Genomic DNA, 18,218 nt, shown 5'->3' with positions numbered 1-18,218 from the left:
GTCATTTCCGAAGGTTTCTTATGTCTGTCTACCAATTGAAATCCCGCTTTCAGAACGTGTTGCGACCGCTTGTAGTGCGGCTTGCAGAGCAGAGTGTGACGGCCAATCAGGTCACGATTGCAGCTGCACTGGTTTCAATTGTTCTTGGTGCTTTTCTTGGCCTGAACTGGAATGCGTTCTGGTTTGCACTGGTGCCAGTCTGGCTATTTCTGCGCATGGCGCTCAATGCGGTTGATGGAATGCTGGCACGCGAGCATGGTCAAAAATCCACGCTCGGTGCCTATCTCAACGAGATTGGCGACGTGATTTCTGATGCCGCGCTCTATGCACCTTTTGCGATCATCGCGCCGTTTTCTGCATTCTGGATTTTCGCGATTATCTTTATCGCCACGCTGACTGAATTTGTCGGCGTGACGGCAGCCTCACTCGGATCTAGCCGCCGTTATGATGGGCCGATGGGCAAGAGCGACCGCGCTGTAGTTTTCGGCGTGCTTGGCGCGTGGGTCGCTATTGATGGGGCTTTACCAGATTGGGCATTCTGGGTGCAGCCGGTTCTTTGTCTGCTTTTGATTATGACGGTCGTCAAGCGCATCCGCAACGGGATCACGCAACAGCTCTAATACCGCTTTGTATTATAATCTAACACCGCTTCCGTCACGAGGCGACACAACGGTTCGTATTCGGAAATTTATCGTGAAACGCTGCTGATGAGCTACAGCGCCATTCCTTGCCGTAACGCAACGCAACGTTTCCGCTTCGCTCTATCAAATCAGCACCAGAGCAAGCCTACTTACTTAAGACGAGATCTTTAGATGGAACAAAGGCTGCTCACACCAGTGTATCTATCACGTTCTGGGTGAATTATTATGCAGCCGCGGTCGAAACGGAACTATGTGCATCAACTGACCATTGATGCACATAGAAAATATTGAATATAATTAAGCCGCCAACGATTCAGCTTCAGGTGTTGGAACTTCAGAAATAGTTTTGAGAACCTGCGAAGCTATCTGATACGGGCAACCCTGTGAATTTGGGCGACGGTCCTCCAGATAGCCTCGATAATCGTTCTTAACAAAGGAGTGAGGAACACGGATAGATGCGCCTCGATCTGCAACGCCGTAGGAAAACTTATTCCACGGAGCTGTTTCGTGTTTGCCGGTAAGTCGCATATGATTATCCGGACCATAAACCTCAATATGCTCATTAAGGTTTTTTTCGAACTGCTTCATTAAGGCTTCAAAATAATCTTTGCCGCCAACTTCACGCATGTGTTGCGTTGAGAAGTTGCAATGCATACCCGAACCATTCCAATCCGTATCACCGAGCGGCTTGCAGTGGTATTCAATATCGATGCCATACTTCTCGGTCAGACGCTGTAACAAATAACGAGCCATCCACATCTGATCAGCCGCATTTTTCGAGCCCTTGCCAAAAATCTGAAACTCCCACTGGCCCTTAGCGACTTCGGCATTGATGCCTTCATGATTAATCCCAGCGGCCAGGCAAAGATCTAAATGCTCTTCGACGATCTGGCGCGCGATTGGTCCAACGCTGTTGGATCCTACACCACAATAGTATGGCCCTTGTGGAGCAGGATAACCTTGTTCAGGAAATCCAAGAGGGCGACCGTTCTGGTAGAAAAAATATTCCTGCTCGAAGCCGAACCATGCGTCTTCATCTTCGAGGATCGTCGCGCGGCTGTTGGAAACGTGCGGTGTAACGCCATCTGGCATCATGACTTCGCACATGACAAGGACACCATTCGACCGTGCTGGATCGGGATAAACAGCGACAGGCTTTAGCACACAATCAGAGCTGCGCCCCTCTGCCTGCATGGTCGACGAGCCATCAAAACCCCAAAACGGCAATTGTTCAAGCGTTGGAAACGCATCATATTCCTTGACCTGTGTTTTGCCACGCAAGCCAGGTGTCGGAGTAAAGCCGTCGAGCCATATGTATTCGAGCTTATATTTGGTCATCGTCCAGTCTCTTTATATCAAATCATTAACTGTCTAACGACGGCTTTGGAGGCTGCCGTTATATCTGAAACAGACAAAGCAAATGTCGTGCCAGTTTCACACTTCTCTGATGAGCACGAGCTGGTTTAGTAAATTAGCCGCTGAAGATGGCTTCAAATTGGGTAAGGGCAAGCAAGAATAGCTAAACGCCAATTACGCAATGATCCCATGTCAGCCTTCCGCTGCCTAGAAAATAGGCAGCAAGCTAAATTTAAGGCACTCGCAGTATTTAAGAGCATGCACTCTGATTTGAAACTGACGGCATTTCTAATTTGTTTATAGCGCTTACTTTTCATAATGGATCGCAACCACACAAATTGAAGTATTTTTGCACTCTGGGATTCCAACGAGATTAACCAGCTTTCCATTCCGATGTTAAAGCCCGGTGGCAATTTTCTCTTAAACCTTACGTAACAATGCCTTTTCGACAGGGGTGAAATCTGCGCTGTACCTGACTTCTGACGAACCTTCAGCGCTGGCGGGTCTTTTCAGCTTGCTGACAGGTGCAGGCTGATCTCAGACGAAAGGCCTGAAAGATATTGGCGCCGAAATACGTAATCAGCGCCGTTTTCTTCTATTTATCGGGATGATGCATAGCTTCTGGCAAGTTCGATAAATGCACGAAGCTTGGCCGGTACATACCTGCGTCCGTGATAGTAGAAACACAATCCATCGTGAGGTGGAGTCCATTCATTTAGGATCTGAATGAGTTTACCCGTTTTCAGGTGTGGTTCTACCGCGAATTCAGAGAGATATGCAGGTCCCGCACCTGCAAGAGCAGCTTCGAGCATCAGGCCGCTTTCATCAAGAACCAATTGACCGGGAAGATCGACGCGCAGTTCCTCGCCCTGATTTTCGAACTCCCACGGGTAATAGCGACCACTGACCATTCTGGCGCGAATGCAATGGTGCTTCATCAGATCAAGCGGGTGCAGCGGTATGCCGTGACCTTCTAAATAATCGGGAGAAGCAACAACAACCGAGCGTATTTTTGGCCTATTCGGCTTACATCCAAAGGCCGAAAATGCTTAATAGCGGAAATGACACAACCGACATCCGACCAGATCGAACAACTTGCTGTTTCGTTTGAGCGCTTTACCCGTCGCTTCAAGGTCACTGAGGCTGCGGCAGCGATGCAATATTCGCTCAACGCCCTCGACATTCAGGCGCTCATTTTTATCGATGAGCATCCCGCCTGTAATTTGGGCGATGTTGCCCGGCATCTTCAGGTGGCACTCACAACAATGTCGTCTTCTATCGACCGGTTGGTGCGTCGGGAGATAATTGAACGGCAGCGGCCCGAGACGAACCGCAGGTCGGTTGCCTTATCGCTGACCGATAAGGGGCATCAAGCCGTCGCAGGCTATATTGATGGATATCGCGCCTCTTGCAAAGCAATGCTTGAGGCACTCGATCCGGCTGACCAGGCTATTTTTTTGCGGCTGACGCAGCAAATCGCAAAATACGATATTTGAATAATACGAAATTCGTAGTACGTCTCTGCAATCTAAAACAATCAGGGACATTCTGATGATTCATACCTCGCCTATCGCTCTCATCACCGGAGCAAACAAGGGGATCGGCCACGCAATTGCAAGGCAACTAGGTCAAGCGGGATATATCGTTTGGCTGGGTTGCCGGGACATTTCACGCGGTGAGATTGCAGCTCGCACACTGCGTGGCGATGGGATTGATGCTCGTCTCCTTCAACTTGACGTTACAGACGGTGCCAGTGTTTCCAACGCCGTCAAAACGGTCGAGAGCGAGAGCGGTTGTCTGGATGTATTGGTCAACAATGCCGGTCTCATGTTCGTCTCACCTTCTTCACTTGCTGAGGAGTCAATTGATGAGATGCAGCAAATGTTCGATACGAACGTGTTAGGGGTGATGCGCGTTACTCAAGCCTTTTTGCCGTTGTTACGCAAATCCAGGGCGGCTCGGATCGTCATGATGAGCAGTGGCCTTAGTTCCTTGACAGATGCACTCGACATGCGGAGCGAAACCTGGTCGGTCGGTTTTGGCGGGTACTGCGCCTCCAAGACGGCACTGAATATGTTGACTGTCAAGCTCGCGAAGGTGTTGGATCGGGAAGGAATTAAAGTGAATGCAGTGGACCCTGGCCTAACGTCGACTGACATGACCGGAAACGGACCCGGGCATTCGCCCGAAGAGGGTGCCCGCGCTGCGGTAGCTCTTGCAACAACACATGCATATGGGCCCACCGCAGGATTCTATGCTTACACTTCATCGGACGAGATCGTGCTGAAACGTTGGTGATACGTGTCCTTCACTTTCAGAGGTGGAAGGGGCTAATCCCGCACCTCTGTTTCCCTTGTAACATCAAACGCAATCTTTGATTGCATTTGTAAAGAAATGCACTTTTGAAGTAATGTTGAGGTTTTCAATCACGGTCAAATTTCAATTTTTCTTTGCTCGTTCTGCTTCCTGTACAGAACTGTTTTGAAGGGGAAGATGTCATTTTCAGTTTCAAGGATATGGTAGAGTTTAATCGCCTGTACACCAATGGCGGTGGCGATATGTCTCTCACCCATTCCGGGTCCACCAACCAAAAGCGATATTATGTGCATCATTGAGAATGTCAGCGCGATGAAGCTGTTGAATCAAGGCCTCGTTTATCTCGCTACTGACGAAATTAAAGCTGTTCAGATCGCGATAAGATGGAAAGCGCGCCGTTTTGAGTTGATAGACAACTGGCCTGACTGACGCAGACCGGCGCTTTAAATATTTATTCTAACGCACATCTTAGTCCGAAACCGATTCACACTTTTCAATCTCTGCTCTAATCGTGGGTGGAATGAGAGGTTTGCAGTCGAATAAACCATGATGCAAATGAAGATATGTAAACTTCATCTAAACATGGAGACCATAGTCAATCTTCACCCTACGATACCAATCAGGCGGAGAATATCAGCCGCACCTAATAGGTTATCCGAACAATAACCGTGTCGGTGTAAACACCTGCAGGTGGCGTTGCCTGTGGCAAAACCAGCCCGTAAACGGGAATTGACGTTGTGGTTCCCGTGCCCGCAGAACTATAGGTTTGTCCCGCCGCATCTCCCCATGGCTGAAGATGCTGGCTATCTTTGTACAGTCCATAGATTACACTATTGGCTCCGTTTTTCATAAGTCGCGCGGTTGGTGAAACACCACCTGTTTCTAAAGCGACTGCATAATTCGTAGTTTGTGTGCAGGAGAGACGAACCGTTCCTTGCGCAGCGGCATTATTTTTCAGTAGTCCACGTGTACCAAAATTGATGTTATCGGGTGCAAGAACATTGCACTTCGGGCTAACTGTCGCTTGAACAGTAAAGTTCGCAGTCGTAGACAATGTAGCACCAAGAGAACTGCAACCGAGCAAACTTCCCAAAGAACCATAGCGTATCTGAGTGCCCGCAGTTCCACTAAAGGTGCTGACATACTGACCTGGCGTGATGTTTTGTTGCCCCGGCACAGATGCATAAATTGGCCAGCTTTGTGATACAGTGCCCACTTGTGCCGTCATGCGAAATAAGGGCGCATCACCAAACAAAAGCCCCCCTGTATACCCTCCCCACGGAACCTGCCTGTTTGCGTCTGAATATATTTGATATCGGAGGCTGCCACCTGGTCCAGTCAATAAGCGCGTACCAGTTGATGCACCACCTGACCCATTACCAACACCGGGGCAAATAGCTATACCAAGAAGCAAATTACCCAGGTCAAGCGCGGTTACCGAACAGGTCACAGTCAACAACCCCTGCGTATTGGTTGCAGTACTCCCCAATGTATCAACTATACCAAAATTGATAGGACTTGATATAGTAGCTGTGCAACTCAATGCGTCAGAGTTATTGGTAGAAAACATCAACGATGGCATCCCGAGCAGAGCGACTATACAGATTTTCATGATAATTTTCATCGGCATACCACGTTCTCCAAAGTGACCTGGCTTCCTTTGACCGCATGAAACGGAAAGTCTGCGCGACAAGTCACGCTACCGTCAACGCTATCCGGGAGTTCAATTTCAACACTGTTGCTGTTAGTTAAGCCGCGGACATAAGTCTGCCCATCATAGCCAACGACAAATGGCTCATCTGCTCCCGCAAGTCGACCTTCTGCCCCAACAGGTATAGCCGAACCATCTGAACGGACAAATGTTACCAGTGCTGTCGCTTTATCGGGCTTAATACCAAAGCGAACGACAACACCTCCTTTTTCCGCTGGTGTCACTTCCGCTCGTGTCGCGGGGATATCAATATCAACTGGAAGGTTGCTTGGATCGATCTCAATAAGATTTGTTTGCAATGACAGCAGATCGGGAACAAGGAGCTTCCCATTTCTCCCTGTCTTACCAGCAGATCGGTTGTGAACCGTTACAGGAACATCTGGTGCGCCAGCATCGACGACAGCGAAAGCATCATAAATTCGATCTGACAGAAATACTCCGCCGGCGGCGGAAGCGATAGCACCTGAGACTTCCAATGTACCGCCACTCCCGGAATCATATTGACGGCCTGTCGCCTCCACACGTGCAACAGGGGTACGCACTGTGACACCAGCCTGCCTCTCATTGAAATATCCTTCTGAGTCCTGAAGCCGCCATCCAACGCTCCACGGGTCAGGTCCAAGTGGATAACTGTAATCTGTGAGAAGCCGCGTGCCTTGATCCGTCGTTTCTACACCAGAGGAGACGGAGCCCCCGCCTAGTGGCATCGAGAGGCCGACAAACATTCCAAAGGAACCAGATTGGGCAACATCCATATAACCATTCGCATAAAGCGTGCTTTTCCCGACAAACGGACGGCTATACGACAGACCTAAGATACTTGAACTTTGCCCATCAAAATCCTTGAGATGGGCAAAGTTCAGATTAAGCGAAGAACCGTCACGAAATATCGGCGGCGAAAGCGTTACCTGATCGACAGAGCGAGGGTTTTGAATGGTTGTCAACTCGGAAAGGTTCTTGATCCTTGATGTAATAGAAGCAATATCATTGTAGTCACCTATGGTTCTTTGGGTACTGGCAAAAAATCGCCAGTCATAAAACGACACTTCCAACGAACCGCCCACACGATATCCGATAACACTATCTGCATGACTTGCAGCAGCATTCACCGATACGATACCAAATGAGCCGACATTAAAGAGCGCAGCCGCGCCTCCCGAAATTAGGCCAGCACCGCCCTCCGCATGGGCTTCAAGCGTCAGGCGCTGCGTAAGCCCATAACGTATACTGCCAGAACCGACAAAGCGATCATCATAATTATCCGTTCTCAACCCAAAATCACGGCGCGCAAATCCGCCCTCGAAACTAAAGTCGATCAGGCCTTTCGCCAGCATGCGCGATGAAACGAAAAAAGGCATTTCTTTTACTGTTTCACGGCCAAACTGATCTTTAACAATGACCTGAACAGTGCCAGGGCCACTGACAAATGGGACGCCTGTCACCTGAAATGGGCCTGTACCCACTTCTCCTGTGAACCGTCGCAGATTGTTTGCATAGACTTCAACCGTTGATGGGACCGCCGCACTGCCAGTCAACTCCGGCATCGGCATAGTTACTAAGTCTGGACGGAGATTAAAACTTCTGCGGATCTGCATGCCACCAAGCCGGACAGGACGTGTCCATGACAGACCTCCGGTAATGATATCACCCGCTGCATAAGTCATTAAGCGTTCCGGATCAGAATAACTCCAACTCGTCGCCAACCGTCTAGAAGCGTAGGTCTCATTGGGGGCCGACGTGACAATAAAGCCACTTTCCAGAAGACCAAATGCAGAGAACATCCGCGCGTCAAACGAGGCAGAAAGTCCCTGATATTGGGGCGAACCAAACCGATTATCACCAGAGAAATTTCCAAAAACTGAATAGTTGAGAAGGCCACCAAAATCGCGCTTAAGCTTTAATGCTTCGGTATTCTCCGAAATATCACCAATTTTCCGTGCAACACGCGCATCATCTGCTGCATCGAAATAGATTGACTGAGTGGCATCGTCCACGCGATAGGTTACGTCTTTTAGATCATCCAGCGCGACATAGTTATCGGATTGTTTGGCACCCTCACCAGCCTGAAGTCCAACACCGTTCAACTGATCGGCAGGCATAGAAAGCTGACCATCCAGCGCTCTACGAACAGCTGCGACCATCTCAGTGGAAGCACCATTCACATAAACCTCAAGATAGAGATCTTGAGCTGAAGTCTCGGCGCTAGCATCGCCTTGAGTTATCTCTGGGGGCGCCGATGCAACAGGCAACGCCCAGAATGAAGTAAACAAGCAAATGAAACTAGCCACCCGAACTAATCGAGACACTGGCACGGATTGGTCCCTTGTCATCTTCTGCTGTCAAAGTGAATTTACGCCCCGGAACGGCAAGACCCGCAGGAATGGCGAAAACCCATTTTTTTGTGCGACCACCCAAAACATAGCCAGCAAGGCCATCAATGCGTGCAACTCCTTTACCGTTATGATCTTTCAGAAGAAGCTGACTAACTTTGAGACGGTCCGCCCCACTATTCTGTGCTGACAATATCAATTGTCGCCCATTAGATGATGCGGTCCATTTGACTTTCGAACCGGATACCGACGTGTCGTTAAAGAAAACCGGAATTGACTGCCTGACAAGAAAACGAACGCCACTTTGCGTTGCATTTGAAGCCGTTGGAAGCTCATCTACTAATAATCTGTAGGTCTCCTGCCCCTTTATACCCTTTGTCGTCCGCACAACCCTGACTGCTTGCTGCGCACCCGGAGCCAATTTCACCATTGGTGGGCTTGCAACAACATCTTTGGTCGGAAGATATACGTCTTCACCGGTTTTTTGGTCCCACTTAAAGACGCGCAATTGAACAGTAATTGGTGCTTTACCATCATTACGGATAGTCACGAGACCCGCACCAACGGGTGCCGTTAAATTCAGTCCGACGGGGGTGACATGCAGGTTAGCTGCAAAACTAACTTTGACACACACAACAGAACATAGCAGCGCTACAAAGAATGCCTGGATAAACCATTTCATAATATACATCCGTCAATACATGTTGGTCCGAAGTAAACAGCGTCGAAGATTGAAACATGCGGTAGGAATTACAATCTCTCGACGCGCTAACTTGAACACAACGCGACGCGTCTTAATACGTCAATGTGACTTGAACTGTATCCTGATAAACACCAGCCGAAGGCGTATCCTGAGGCGGAACACGACCATAAACATTCAGCTGTTGTGATGTCCCAGTGCCCGACCCGGAGTAACCGTTCGTCGTCGTTCCCCAGAGTAGAGTATGCTGCGCATCGCGATAGAGCGAATATTGTACTGTATCCGTACCACCCGACTTCGTCATAAGCCGCAGCGCTTCTGTGGAACCCGTTCCCAAACCTTTATCCAAAGTAAGCGTAAAATCAGCACCCTTCGTACAAGTTACAGTAATTTGGCCCGTCTGCGCTTTTTCTGTAGCAAGCAAACCCGTAGTTCCAAAATTTACACCCGCAATAGCACCGAGCGAGCATTCATTTTGAATGGTTATTTGAACACTAAGATTACCATTGATATTGGTTTGGGCATCGACAGTAGCGGGATATAAAGACGAATATATCAAAACAGCACCAAGACCAACTTTGTATAAAATTGCGCTTTTTTGCACGAAATTGTCCACCCCTCTAATAAAATAATATATTAGACCAGCACTTATAATAATATTTTCCAACACTGACAAAATGTCAATATTATTTGACGAAAATATTAATTAATCTCATCAATATTAAATTAACCTATCTTACTAAATTTACTGCAATTAGTAAAAAAACGCGAAATAATGCTAGATCTCTTTATGCAAACCGCGAGTTCATTGGATAAATGAATTTTGATTAGCTATTTGTGACGCTATCGCGTGCACTCTCGAAAACAGAACGACTTCGTCAATTCCACCCAAGAGCGCATCAGGCGCCAGCGTATCGGGTAGTGTTGAAGACGTTGCATCCGACACAATGCCAGCCGCATCGGTTTGCGTCACAGTCACATTTTGACCGTTACCAGGAGTAACAATATAAGTCGCAGTGCCGGTTTGACCAAGATCAACCGTAGCACGCACGCTGCTATCGGAATTATGGTAACAAATTTACACACTACCCATAGCAAGAATTTTTGCCTGCAATAAAGCGAGCAATCTTCATTTCATAATTAATGCTGAATCACCCCCTCAAATACGATAACTATTTATTTTAGAATTTATCTACAGACGATGTTTTGTCTATGCTGATATCGACGGCTTTTGTATGATAATTGCAATTTTTTTTAATTAATGTAGCTACGTCTCAATTTGATCGACGCTTCTTTTTTCTAAAAGATGCGGGGCTAGTTCCAATAATACGGCCGAAAAAGCGCGTTAAATGAACTTGATCCGCAAATCCGCACTCATGCGCAATTTCAGCTATTGGCATCTGCGTTTCAGAAAGAAGCTCGCTTGCACGCTCCACCCTACGTTTTATAATATATTGATGCAACGTCACATTGGTGGCACGCTTAAACAATCGCGCAAACTGTGCAGCACCGACACCAGATGTTTCAGCCAATCGCTCGATAACAATCCGACGGTGCAGATTTTGATCAATGAAGTCGAAAGTTTTCTGCAGAACAGAAACAGACAACCCCCCTTCCGTGTTCAATTCTTCGGTTGTATTTGTTGAATATTTTGAAACAACCCGCGCCACTATAACACGTGCTATATATTGCACTTCTATCGCAGAGAACCGCCCGCCAAAATAAAGTATTTCTTTTAAAGAACTTATTGTCTGCTCAAGAAAATCGTCAAAAACCGACAAGCTGTGATCTAATCGCAAGAGGCCACTGCCCGCGGAAGAAAACTCTATGATGATGTCACTGAGAAGCCTTTTAGATACATAAATATTTATAAACTCAACAGGATCTTTAATATCAATCTCGACACATTTATCAGGAGGAAGAATTATTAACGACCCCGGCTGAAGGAGTATTTCCGATACCACCCCATCTACTTTCCATTTGCCTCGCGCATGCCCCTTAAGAACCATGGAAACAAGCAGCGAATCAACAGCAGTAAATGAAGAACTGAAGGGCTGCACTTTAACAGTGAAAGCGTGCAGGTTTGCCCATCCATTTCCAGCGCTTGTCTTTATAATTTCAATAGCTTCAACGGAACTTATATTATGAGATGAAACCAAATTTCCTGCAGAATTTAGCATACATCCCCCCATGTTATGTATACGTCCTAATTGTATCATTTAGTAATATTTACAAAAAATCAAATGCATTCCGAAAACATGCCCACCGTATCATTTGTAATTACATAATTCAAAAATGGATACAGACCCGACAACTTTTAGTCTTCGCATGCAATCTGTGCCAGCTTTTCAGTTCCTGCATTTTTTGAAGCAGTTTTAAACTGAAACCTTCGGTGTGCTTCGAAGTGGAAAAATGCTTCCTATGGTCATAGAAATAGAAGTAGCCTTTTTTCGTTCGATGATAGCCAACAGGAGCTGCACTTTTGCCAGAAAACTATGAACTCAACTTCAAATTTACTTGAATCGGTTATGCGTAAGCCCAAACTGCAAAAGTCGCACTTCAGCATAACCTCAGACGCGACATCTAAATGATGTTTGAAAGATACGAAGCGTCATGAGTTACGTCCGAATTTACGATGAATTAGCAGGCTATAATTGTTGATTCATCGAACCCATATGTCGATTGGTCCTAAAGCGATTGCTGATTTTCAAAAACCAAAGATGAACTGTGCATCTGTTTTTAAACTCGGCGCTGGGCGAACCGGATGACATTTCTTGACTTGGGGTTCCAAACTTTCATTCTGACTGTCGGATTTAACAAAAGACAACCCTCAAAAGTAAGGCAGAGCAGGCAAAAGCGAACGAAGTCTCTGTCTGCTTCGACAGCGATGGCACGCATACTTCCCACAATGACGGGTGCGGCACTCATATCCGGCTTCCTGTTTACACCATGTCTAGCCCTTGCCCAACAAACATCGGGCCATGGTGGCGCCGGCGGAAAACATGCCAGCAGCTCACCTCTTAATGGCGGCTCCGGCGCTGCGTCTCATCTCAATGGTGGCGGTGGCGGTGGCGGCGGCGGCAGAAACTCAACATCTGCAAACGCCGAAACCGGCGGGCGGGGAGGCAGCGGGCCACATGCCTGGGGCGGTGGTTTGGGCGGCCAAGCAAACTATCCTGGCGCGGACGGCACAAAAGGAGCGAATGGGGCCGGAAAAGGATGGGTTCCAGTTCCGTTCAACAATGGACATGATGGCGGTAGTGGCGGCGGCGGTGCCGGTGGCTGGGCAATAAATCGCCTATCTTCTGGTTCACTCTATAACATTTCAACTTCGATTATCGGCGTTAGCGGTGGCAGGGGTGGCAATGGCGCCATAGGCGGCATTGGATATTCAGCAGCAATTTACCCGTTCACTTTTCATTGGGATGGAGCAGGCGGCGGCGGTGGAGGCGGTGGCGGCGGCGGCGGCGGCGGTGCAGGCTTAGCCTTCACCTCATCGAACACGGGCTTACTCCCTACCGATCAGGTTGCCGCGAACATTTCGGCCAATATCAGCGCTGGCAACGGTGGTGATGGCGGTTATGGTGGCGACGGAGGCGCAGGAGTAACCGATGCCAGCCTGAATAATGCCTTTGGTGGCAATGGTGGCACAGGCGGTAACGGCGGCAATGGCGGCGCAGGCATTCTGGCTGAAGGCTTTCTTGCATCCATTTACCTTACACCGAACACTGCCGTTTTCGGCGGCAACGGCGGAAAAGGTGGTCAGGGTGGCTGGGGTGGTAACAGCGATTACGCTAACAATTCTAATTTCGGCAATGGTGGCGATGGCGGTAACGGCGGAGACGGTGGAACTGGTATCGTATTGGGTGGACAGAATGCGGATCATAGCCACCTTATCCTTGGCGAAGGCGCAAGCGTAAGAGGCGGACAAGGCGGAGATCGGGGAGCAGGCGGAGGCCGGGGAGCAGTCTACAAAGGCAATATGTCCCCCCGCAACGGTCAGTCAGGCGTCGCGGGCAAAGGCGGTCAGGGCATATGGATCGACTCTGGCACAGACCTGCGAATAGAGGTCGGTGTGGGCGCGGTTATTCAGGGCGGCGATGGTTCCACTGGTGGCATTGGGATTGAAGGCTCTGCATCTCAATCGATCGTCAATGTTGCAGGAATGATTTCCGGCGGTCTTGGTTCTGATGGAACGCGCGCAAACGCTGTTTCCATCAACGGCACCAATAATGTTCTCCAGCTTCGCAATGGTTATCAATTTATCGGTGGCGTCAATCTGGGTACTGACGCTTTACTATCTTTGTCTGGCAATGAGAATGCAACCTTTGATCTCACGAATATCGGAACCCAGTATCTTGGTTTGAACCATCTTATGAAGCAGGATGAAGGCATTTGGACGCTGAGCGGAAAAACGAGCTCGCGCTTTGCAGATGTAAGCGTTAATGCTGGCCGACTGGTTCTTGGAAATCAATCTGATTTACTATCCGATATCGGTTTCATTGATGGAGGTGGAGTTGTCGTCAAGGGAAACGGCACTGCAGATTCCGCGAAATGGACTGTGGATCAGTCTCTTCTTGTTGGCAATATCAACACGGGCAACCTTGAGATTTCCGATGGCGGCACTGTCAAAGTTGGAAAAGATCTGCTGATTGGCGAGAATAGCTCGGTCTCGGGTATGGCCAGCATTACAGGCCCGCAGTCGAAACTCACTGTAGATGGCATGGTGATTGTCGGCGGTTCCGGTCAGGGAACCATGACTGCTTCCGGCGGTGCACAGGTTCAGTCCGGTAAAGTTGCCATCGGTCGAAACTCCGGTTCAACCGGGTCTGCTGTTGTCACGGGTACAGGAACAAAATGGACAGCGCAGGAAATATACGTCAGCGGAGGCAACGCTGATAATGACGGCGGACATGGCTCACTGACTATTTCAGATGGTGCGACTGTCGGTGCTCCGCGTGGCTATATAGATGTTGGTGACAACGGAGCCTATGGGGTTGTGAATATTGGTGCTGTTGAAGGAGAGGATGCGGAGGCACCCGGCTTTTTTGTCGGAAATGACCTCATGCTCGCGCCCTTTACAGACGCAGTCTTTAATCATAATGCGACTGACTTTAGTTTTGATGCTTCGATATCGGGTTTTGCGAACCTCAAATTTCTTTCAGGAACAACCAAGCTGACTGGCGACAGCTCGCTTTTCAATGGTAATGCGACTGTCACCAACAGTACCTTAGACATGGCCGAAAGAGCCAAACTCGGAGGCACGCTGACTCTCAGCAATGCCGGACGGCTGGAGGGTTCAGGTGAGGTTGGAACGACAATTATTGATGCAGGTGGCATTCTCGCACCAACCGGCACGCGGTCGATGACTATCAATGGCGATCTCACACTGAATTCTGGCGGGACATTCTTGCCGAGCGATGCCGCATCGCTCATCGTCAACGGCAAGGCGACGTTCAATAGCGGCGGGGTTTATAATTATAATCTCGTCGTTGGCGGAACAGCAATCAGCGCAACAACTGTCGTTAACGGTAACGTTGCTTTGAATGGTACGACCTTGAATATCTCAGGTGAACCAGCGATCGGCTATCATCGTTTGATTTCCTATACCGGCAGCCTTACGCAGCAAAATGGCGGGCTGAATATCGCTTCAACGCCTCAAACCACGCCTTTTGGCTACAATTACACCGTCGACACTTCCGTTTCACGGGCAGTTGACCTGCTTGTCAGTCCTCAGGGGCTGAACATTCTTCAGCTGTGGGATGGTGGTATTCCTGGCGGAAGTAATCAGGATGGTACATGGAACACTGCAAATCAAAATTGGTCAGATCCAATTGGCGGTACGGCTGACACCACATGGGGCCATGGCTATGCCATCTTCCGTGGGTTGGGCGGTGTGGTCACGATTGAAGGCGCTCAATCGGCGGTCGGATTGCAGTTTTCGGGTGGCAATTACCGAATTGATGGCAGTGCGGGTGCAACGCTTAATCTGGTGGGCTATAGCGGTCCCGGTCTTGAAATCGATGTGCCAGAAATACGTGTCCTCAACAATGAAGGGGCTGTGATCAGTGCCGACATTACCGGCACATCAGGCCTTGAAAAAACCGGAGATGGCCTGCTCGTTCTATGGGGAAACAATACATATAGCGGTAATACTTACGTCAGCGGTGGCATACTTCAAATAGCCTCGATGCAGAACCTTGGTGCATCCAGCAATACTCTCATTATCGACAATGCTATGCTGCGAACGGCGAACAGCTTTGACATGACCCAGGCCATAACGCTTGGCGGCGTGTCGACGATTAATGTTCTCCTTGGCGAAGAAATGAAGCTTTCGGGTGGCGTTACCGGCAGTGGCATGTTGTTCAAGGATGGCGGCGGTACGCTTCTGCTTAGTGGAGCTAACAGCTGGTCCGGTGGTACCTGGATTAACGACGGTACGTTGCGCATCGAAGAAAATAACTATTCAGCAATCGCATACAACTCCGACTATGTGGTCACGGGCGGCTTGCTCGACCTGAACGGTATGGATCTGCGGATGCGTTCGCTGACCGGAAGTGACGGTCAAATTTCGATTAATGCGTCCACCCTCACAATCGCGCAGGATACCGATACTATTTTCGCTGGAAGAATAACCGGTAACAACTTTGACAGCAATCTGATCAAGACCGGCAGCGGTATGCTCGTGCTTACTGGCAATAATTCTTATTACGGCAGCACCACAATTTACGGTGGTTCGCTTGCGATCTCCGATGCACAGAACATCGGCCTGAACTCTGGCTTTTCCAGACTTGAGATCAACAATCACGCTGCGCTGATAACTCTTGCCGATATCGAACTTAATCGTCAGGTGACTTTGGTTGGAAATGCCACAATCAATACAATCTTCGGCACAACGCTCGAATTAAGCGGCCCAGTAACCGGATCTTTGGGCACGCTCCACAAGGATGGCGCCGGACGGCTCATCATCTCTGGCAATGGCAGCTATGGTCAGGGAACTGTAGTTGCTGGCGGCATATTGCAAATTGGTAATGGCGGCACGACCGGCTCCCTTACAGGCAATATCGTCAATAACAGTCTGCTGACCTTTGATCGTTCAAACACCTATACTTACAACGGCATCATTTCCGGAGAAGGCGCGGTTCTTCAGCTGGGCTCAGGGACAACCATCCTGACCGGCGATCACAGCTATACCGGCAACACATTCATCACTTCAGGTACGTTAGAGGTCGGCAACGGCGGCGAAACCGGATCGATCGGCGGCTACGTGCTCAATGATGGTACGCTCGCATTCAATCGCAGCGATGATTATACTTTTTCAGGCCTGATCGTCGGCACCGGCGCAGTGGTGCAGGCTGGGTCCGGCACACTCATCCTTGATGCCGATAATTACTACACCAGCGGCACGAACATCGAGAGCGGTACGCTTCAGATCGGCAGCGGTGGCAAATCAGGCTGGATCACAGGCGATGTTGCCAATAATGGGACGCTGGCCTTCAATCGCTCTGACGCATTTGTATTTACAGGGAAAATCAGCGGGACCGGCGGCTTTCAACAGAAAGGCGAAGGCACTGTCATTCTCACAGGAGATAGCAGTTACACAGGGGCAACCGATGTATTGGCCGGGCGACTCGCCGTTAATGGCTCCATCGGTTCTTCGATACTGACAAGAGTGTACGAAGGCGCAGAGCTTGGCGGCAACGGTATTGTAGGGCAAACCTTTGTCAATGGCGGCACACTTGCTCCCGGCAATTCAATCGGCACCTTAAACGTGGCAGGTGATCTGCAGCTTACAGCATCATCCACTTATCAGGTTGAGGTTTCACCGACCAATTCGGATAAGGTCAATGTTTCAGGCCAGGCGGATTTGGGCGGTGCCACCGTCCGCGCGATGTTTGACCCGGGCGCTTACATAATGAAGCGTTACAATATTCTCTCCGCGGATGGAGGCCTTTCAGGCACAACCTTTGGCGAAGAAGTGACAACAGATCTGCCAGAGAATTTCGCCTCGCTTCTGCGCTATGATGCCAATAATGTTTATCTTGATCTCGAAATGAGCATTGGTGGTTTGAATGTAAACCAGCAAAATGTTTCGACAGCGCTCGTCAACTACTTTGACGAGAACGGCCAGATCCCCGTCGCCTTCGGAGCATTGGACGCGGACAGGCTAAGCGCGGTTTCCGGAGAACTAGCAACAGCAGCACAGCAAACCACCGTTGATGCTATGAGTCAGTTTATGAATACGCTTGCCGATCCACTGGTAACGGGTCGAGCCGGACGTATCACCACATCGCAAACACCAGATGCGAGCACTTTTGCAAATCGCTGGAGTGTTTGGGGTGCTGGCTACGGCGGCGCTCGTTCAACCGATAGCAATGCGACTATAGGCTCACATGATGCCCGTGCTCGCGTTTATGGCGTTGCTGTTGGCGCGGACTATCTGGTTTCGCCCGATACTATCATCGGCTTTGCAGTTGCTGGCGGCGGCACCAAATTCAGCCTCACAGATGGCATGGGTAGCGGTGACTCCGATCTGTTTCAGGCAGGTCTCTACGGCAGACATAATATTGGCAATGCCTACATCACTGGTGCGCTTGCTTATGGTGGGCAGAGCATTGATACCGAACGTACAGTTTCATTCTACGAAGCGGATCAGCTCAATGGCAGCTATCGTGCCAATTCATGGTCGGGGCGACTTGAGGCTGGCTATCGCTTTGAGACGCCATGGCTCGGCATAACGGCTTATGCTGCAGGCGAGTTTGTGAGTTTCGATCTGCCATCCTATTCGGAAAAAGCATACGCAGGCAGCGACACCTATGCGCTTAACTATTCTTCTCAAAAGGAGACGGTTGGACGCAGCGAACTGGGCTTGAGCATCGACAAGTTCACCGCACTCTCGGATGGTGTGTTTACAACGCGTGGCCGCCTTGCCTGGGGCCGTAATTTCAACAATGAACGTAATGTTTTCGCTGCAATAAACGCCCTGCCGAGAGCGGGATTTGTGGTCAATGGCGCATCGCAGCCCAAAGATGTTGGACTTGCCAGCATTTCGGCCGAGATGAGCTGGACCAATGGCCTTTCACTCGGAGCAGCTTTTGATGCCGAGTTTTCAGGTTCCAGCGCCAATTATGCTGGCAAAGGCGTGCTTCGTTACAAATGGTAGG

At 49.4% G+C, this 18,218-nt stretch carries 13 protein-coding genes; 4 read left to right on the top strand and 9 right to left on the bottom strand.

Annotated features, from left to right (window positions below; genetic code table 11):
- The first annotated feature begins 20 nt into the window (after positions 1 to 20).
- Positions 21 to 620, top strand: a complete 600-nt coding sequence (locus tag ACOZHT_RS22215; RefSeq protein WP_421566623.1) for a CDP-alcohol phosphatidyltransferase family protein — start codon at positions 21 to 23, stop codon at positions 618 to 620.
- Positions 621 to 938: 318 nt separating this feature from the next.
- On the opposite strand, the gene ACOZHT_RS22210 is transcribed toward ACOZHT_RS22215, so the two are convergent.
- Together ACOZHT_RS22210 and ACOZHT_RS22205 are read right to left on the bottom strand one after the other, a co-directional pair.
- On the bottom strand, positions 939 to 1,979 hold the full coding sequence (locus ACOZHT_RS22210; RefSeq protein ID WP_310014149.1) for a glutamine synthetase beta-grasp domain-containing protein: 1,041 nt from the start codon (positions 1,977 to 1,979) through the stop codon (positions 939 to 941).
- Between the two features lie 617 nt (positions 1,980 to 2,596).
- A complete protein-coding gene (locus tag ACOZHT_RS22205) occupies positions 2,597 to 3,007 on the bottom strand; it encodes a LysR substrate-binding domain-containing protein (RefSeq protein ID WP_421566661.1) in 411 nt (136 codons plus the stop codon).
- A gap of 51 nt (positions 3,008 to 3,058) precedes the next feature.
- On the opposite strand from ACOZHT_RS22205, the gene ACOZHT_RS22200 reads away from it, so the two are divergent.
- Entirely contained in the window at positions 3,059 to 3,493 is a 435-nt protein-coding gene (locus tag ACOZHT_RS22200) for a MarR family winged helix-turn-helix transcriptional regulator (RefSeq protein WP_421566622.1), read from the top strand.
- Positions 3,494 to 3,548: 55 nt separating this feature from the next.
- Positions 3,549 to 4,295: an SDR family oxidoreductase gene (locus ACOZHT_RS22195; RefSeq protein WP_421566621.1), complete on the top strand. Its 747-nt coding sequence runs from the start codon at positions 3,549 to 3,551 to the stop codon at positions 4,293 to 4,295.
- 134 nt (positions 4,296 to 4,429) lie between these two features.
- Here ACOZHT_RS22195 and ACOZHT_RS22190 read toward each other — a convergent pair whose 3' ends face one another.
- The 7 genes from ACOZHT_RS22190 to ACOZHT_RS22160 all read right to left on the bottom strand — a co-directional run bounded on the left by ACOZHT_RS22190 (position 4,430) and on the right by ACOZHT_RS22160 (position 11,234).
- Positions 4,430 to 4,570 (bottom strand): hypothetical protein, encoded by a 141-nt coding sequence (locus ACOZHT_RS22190; protein ID WP_421566620.1) that lies wholly within the window; start codon positions 4,568 to 4,570, stop codon positions 4,430 to 4,432.
- A gap of 386 nt (positions 4,571 to 4,956) precedes the next feature.
- Positions 4,957 to 5,943 (bottom strand): spore coat U domain-containing protein, encoded by a 987-nt coding sequence (locus ACOZHT_RS22185; RefSeq protein ID WP_421566619.1) that lies wholly within the window; start codon positions 5,941 to 5,943, stop codon positions 4,957 to 4,959.
- Positions 5,934 to 8,186, bottom strand: coding sequence for a fimbria/pilus outer membrane usher protein (locus tag ACOZHT_RS22180; protein ID WP_421566618.1), 2,253 nt, complete (start codon positions 8,184 to 8,186; stop codon positions 5,934 to 5,936). Before ACOZHT_RS22180 ends, ACOZHT_RS22185 begins: the two co-directional genes overlap by 10 nt.
- 118 nt (positions 8,187 to 8,304) lie before the next feature.
- Positions 8,305 to 9,036, bottom strand: coding sequence for a molecular chaperone (locus tag ACOZHT_RS22175; RefSeq protein WP_421566617.1), 732 nt, complete (start codon positions 9,034 to 9,036; stop codon positions 8,305 to 8,307).
- Between the two features lie 112 nt (positions 9,037 to 9,148).
- Entirely contained in the window at positions 9,149 to 9,658 is a 510-nt protein-coding gene (locus ACOZHT_RS22170; RefSeq protein ID WP_421566616.1) for a spore coat U domain-containing protein, read from the bottom strand.
- Between the two features lie 201 nt (positions 9,659 to 9,859).
- Entirely contained in the window at positions 9,860 to 10,105 is a 246-nt protein-coding gene (locus tag ACOZHT_RS22165; RefSeq protein ID WP_421566615.1) for a hypothetical protein, read from the bottom strand.
- A 223-nt stretch (positions 10,106 to 10,328) separates the two neighbouring features.
- Entirely contained in the window at positions 10,329 to 11,234 is a 906-nt protein-coding gene (locus tag ACOZHT_RS22160; protein ID WP_421566614.1) for a helix-turn-helix domain-containing protein, read from the bottom strand.
- Positions 11,235 to 11,818: 584 nt separating this feature from the next.
- Between ACOZHT_RS22160 and ACOZHT_RS22155 the strand changes: the two genes are divergently transcribed.
- Positions 11,819 to 18,217 (top strand): autotransporter-associated beta strand repeat-containing protein, encoded by a 6,399-nt coding sequence (locus tag ACOZHT_RS22155; protein ID WP_421566613.1) that lies wholly within the window; start codon positions 11,819 to 11,821, stop codon positions 18,215 to 18,217.
- Position 18,218: the final 1 nt, after the last annotated feature.

This window comes from Ochrobactrum sp. EDr1-4 (assembly GCF_049199085.1).
Lineage (GTDB): Bacteria > Pseudomonadota > Alphaproteobacteria > Rhizobiales > Rhizobiaceae > Brucella.
Note: the sequence above shows the minus strand (reverse complement) of the source record. Positions and strands in the feature narration are given on the sequence as shown.

Coding starts and splice junctions, on each gene's coding strand:
- ACOZHT_RS22215 (WP_421566623.1), top strand. CDS start 21: ATGTCTGTCTACCAATTGAAATCCCGCTTTCAGAACGTGTTGCGACCG.
- ACOZHT_RS22185 (WP_421566619.1), bottom strand. CDS start 5,943: ATGCCGATGAAAATTATCATGAAAATCTGTATAGTCGCTCTGCTCGGG.
- ACOZHT_RS22175 (WP_421566617.1), bottom strand. CDS start 9,036: ATGAAATGGTTTATCCAGGCATTCTTTGTAGCGCTGCTATGTTCTGTT.
- ACOZHT_RS22155 (WP_421566613.1), top strand. CDS start 11,819: ATGACATTTCTTGACTTGGGGTTCCAAACTTTCATTCTGACTGTCGGA.
- ACOZHT_RS22210 (WP_310014149.1), bottom strand. CDS start 1,979: ATGACCAAATATAAGCTCGAATACATATGGCTCGACGGCTTTACTCCG.
- ACOZHT_RS22160 (WP_421566614.1), bottom strand. CDS start 11,234: ATGCTAAATTCTGCAGGAAATTTGGTTTCATCTCATAATATAAGTTCC.
- ACOZHT_RS22195 (WP_421566621.1), top strand. CDS start 3,549: ATGATTCATACCTCGCCTATCGCTCTCATCACCGGAGCAAACAAGGGG.
- ACOZHT_RS22200 (WP_421566622.1), top strand. CDS start 3,059: ATGACACAACCGACATCCGACCAGATCGAACAACTTGCTGTTTCGTTT.
- ACOZHT_RS22190 (WP_421566620.1), bottom strand. CDS start 4,570: ATGGGTGAGAGACATATCGCCACCGCCATTGGTGTACAGGCGATTAAA.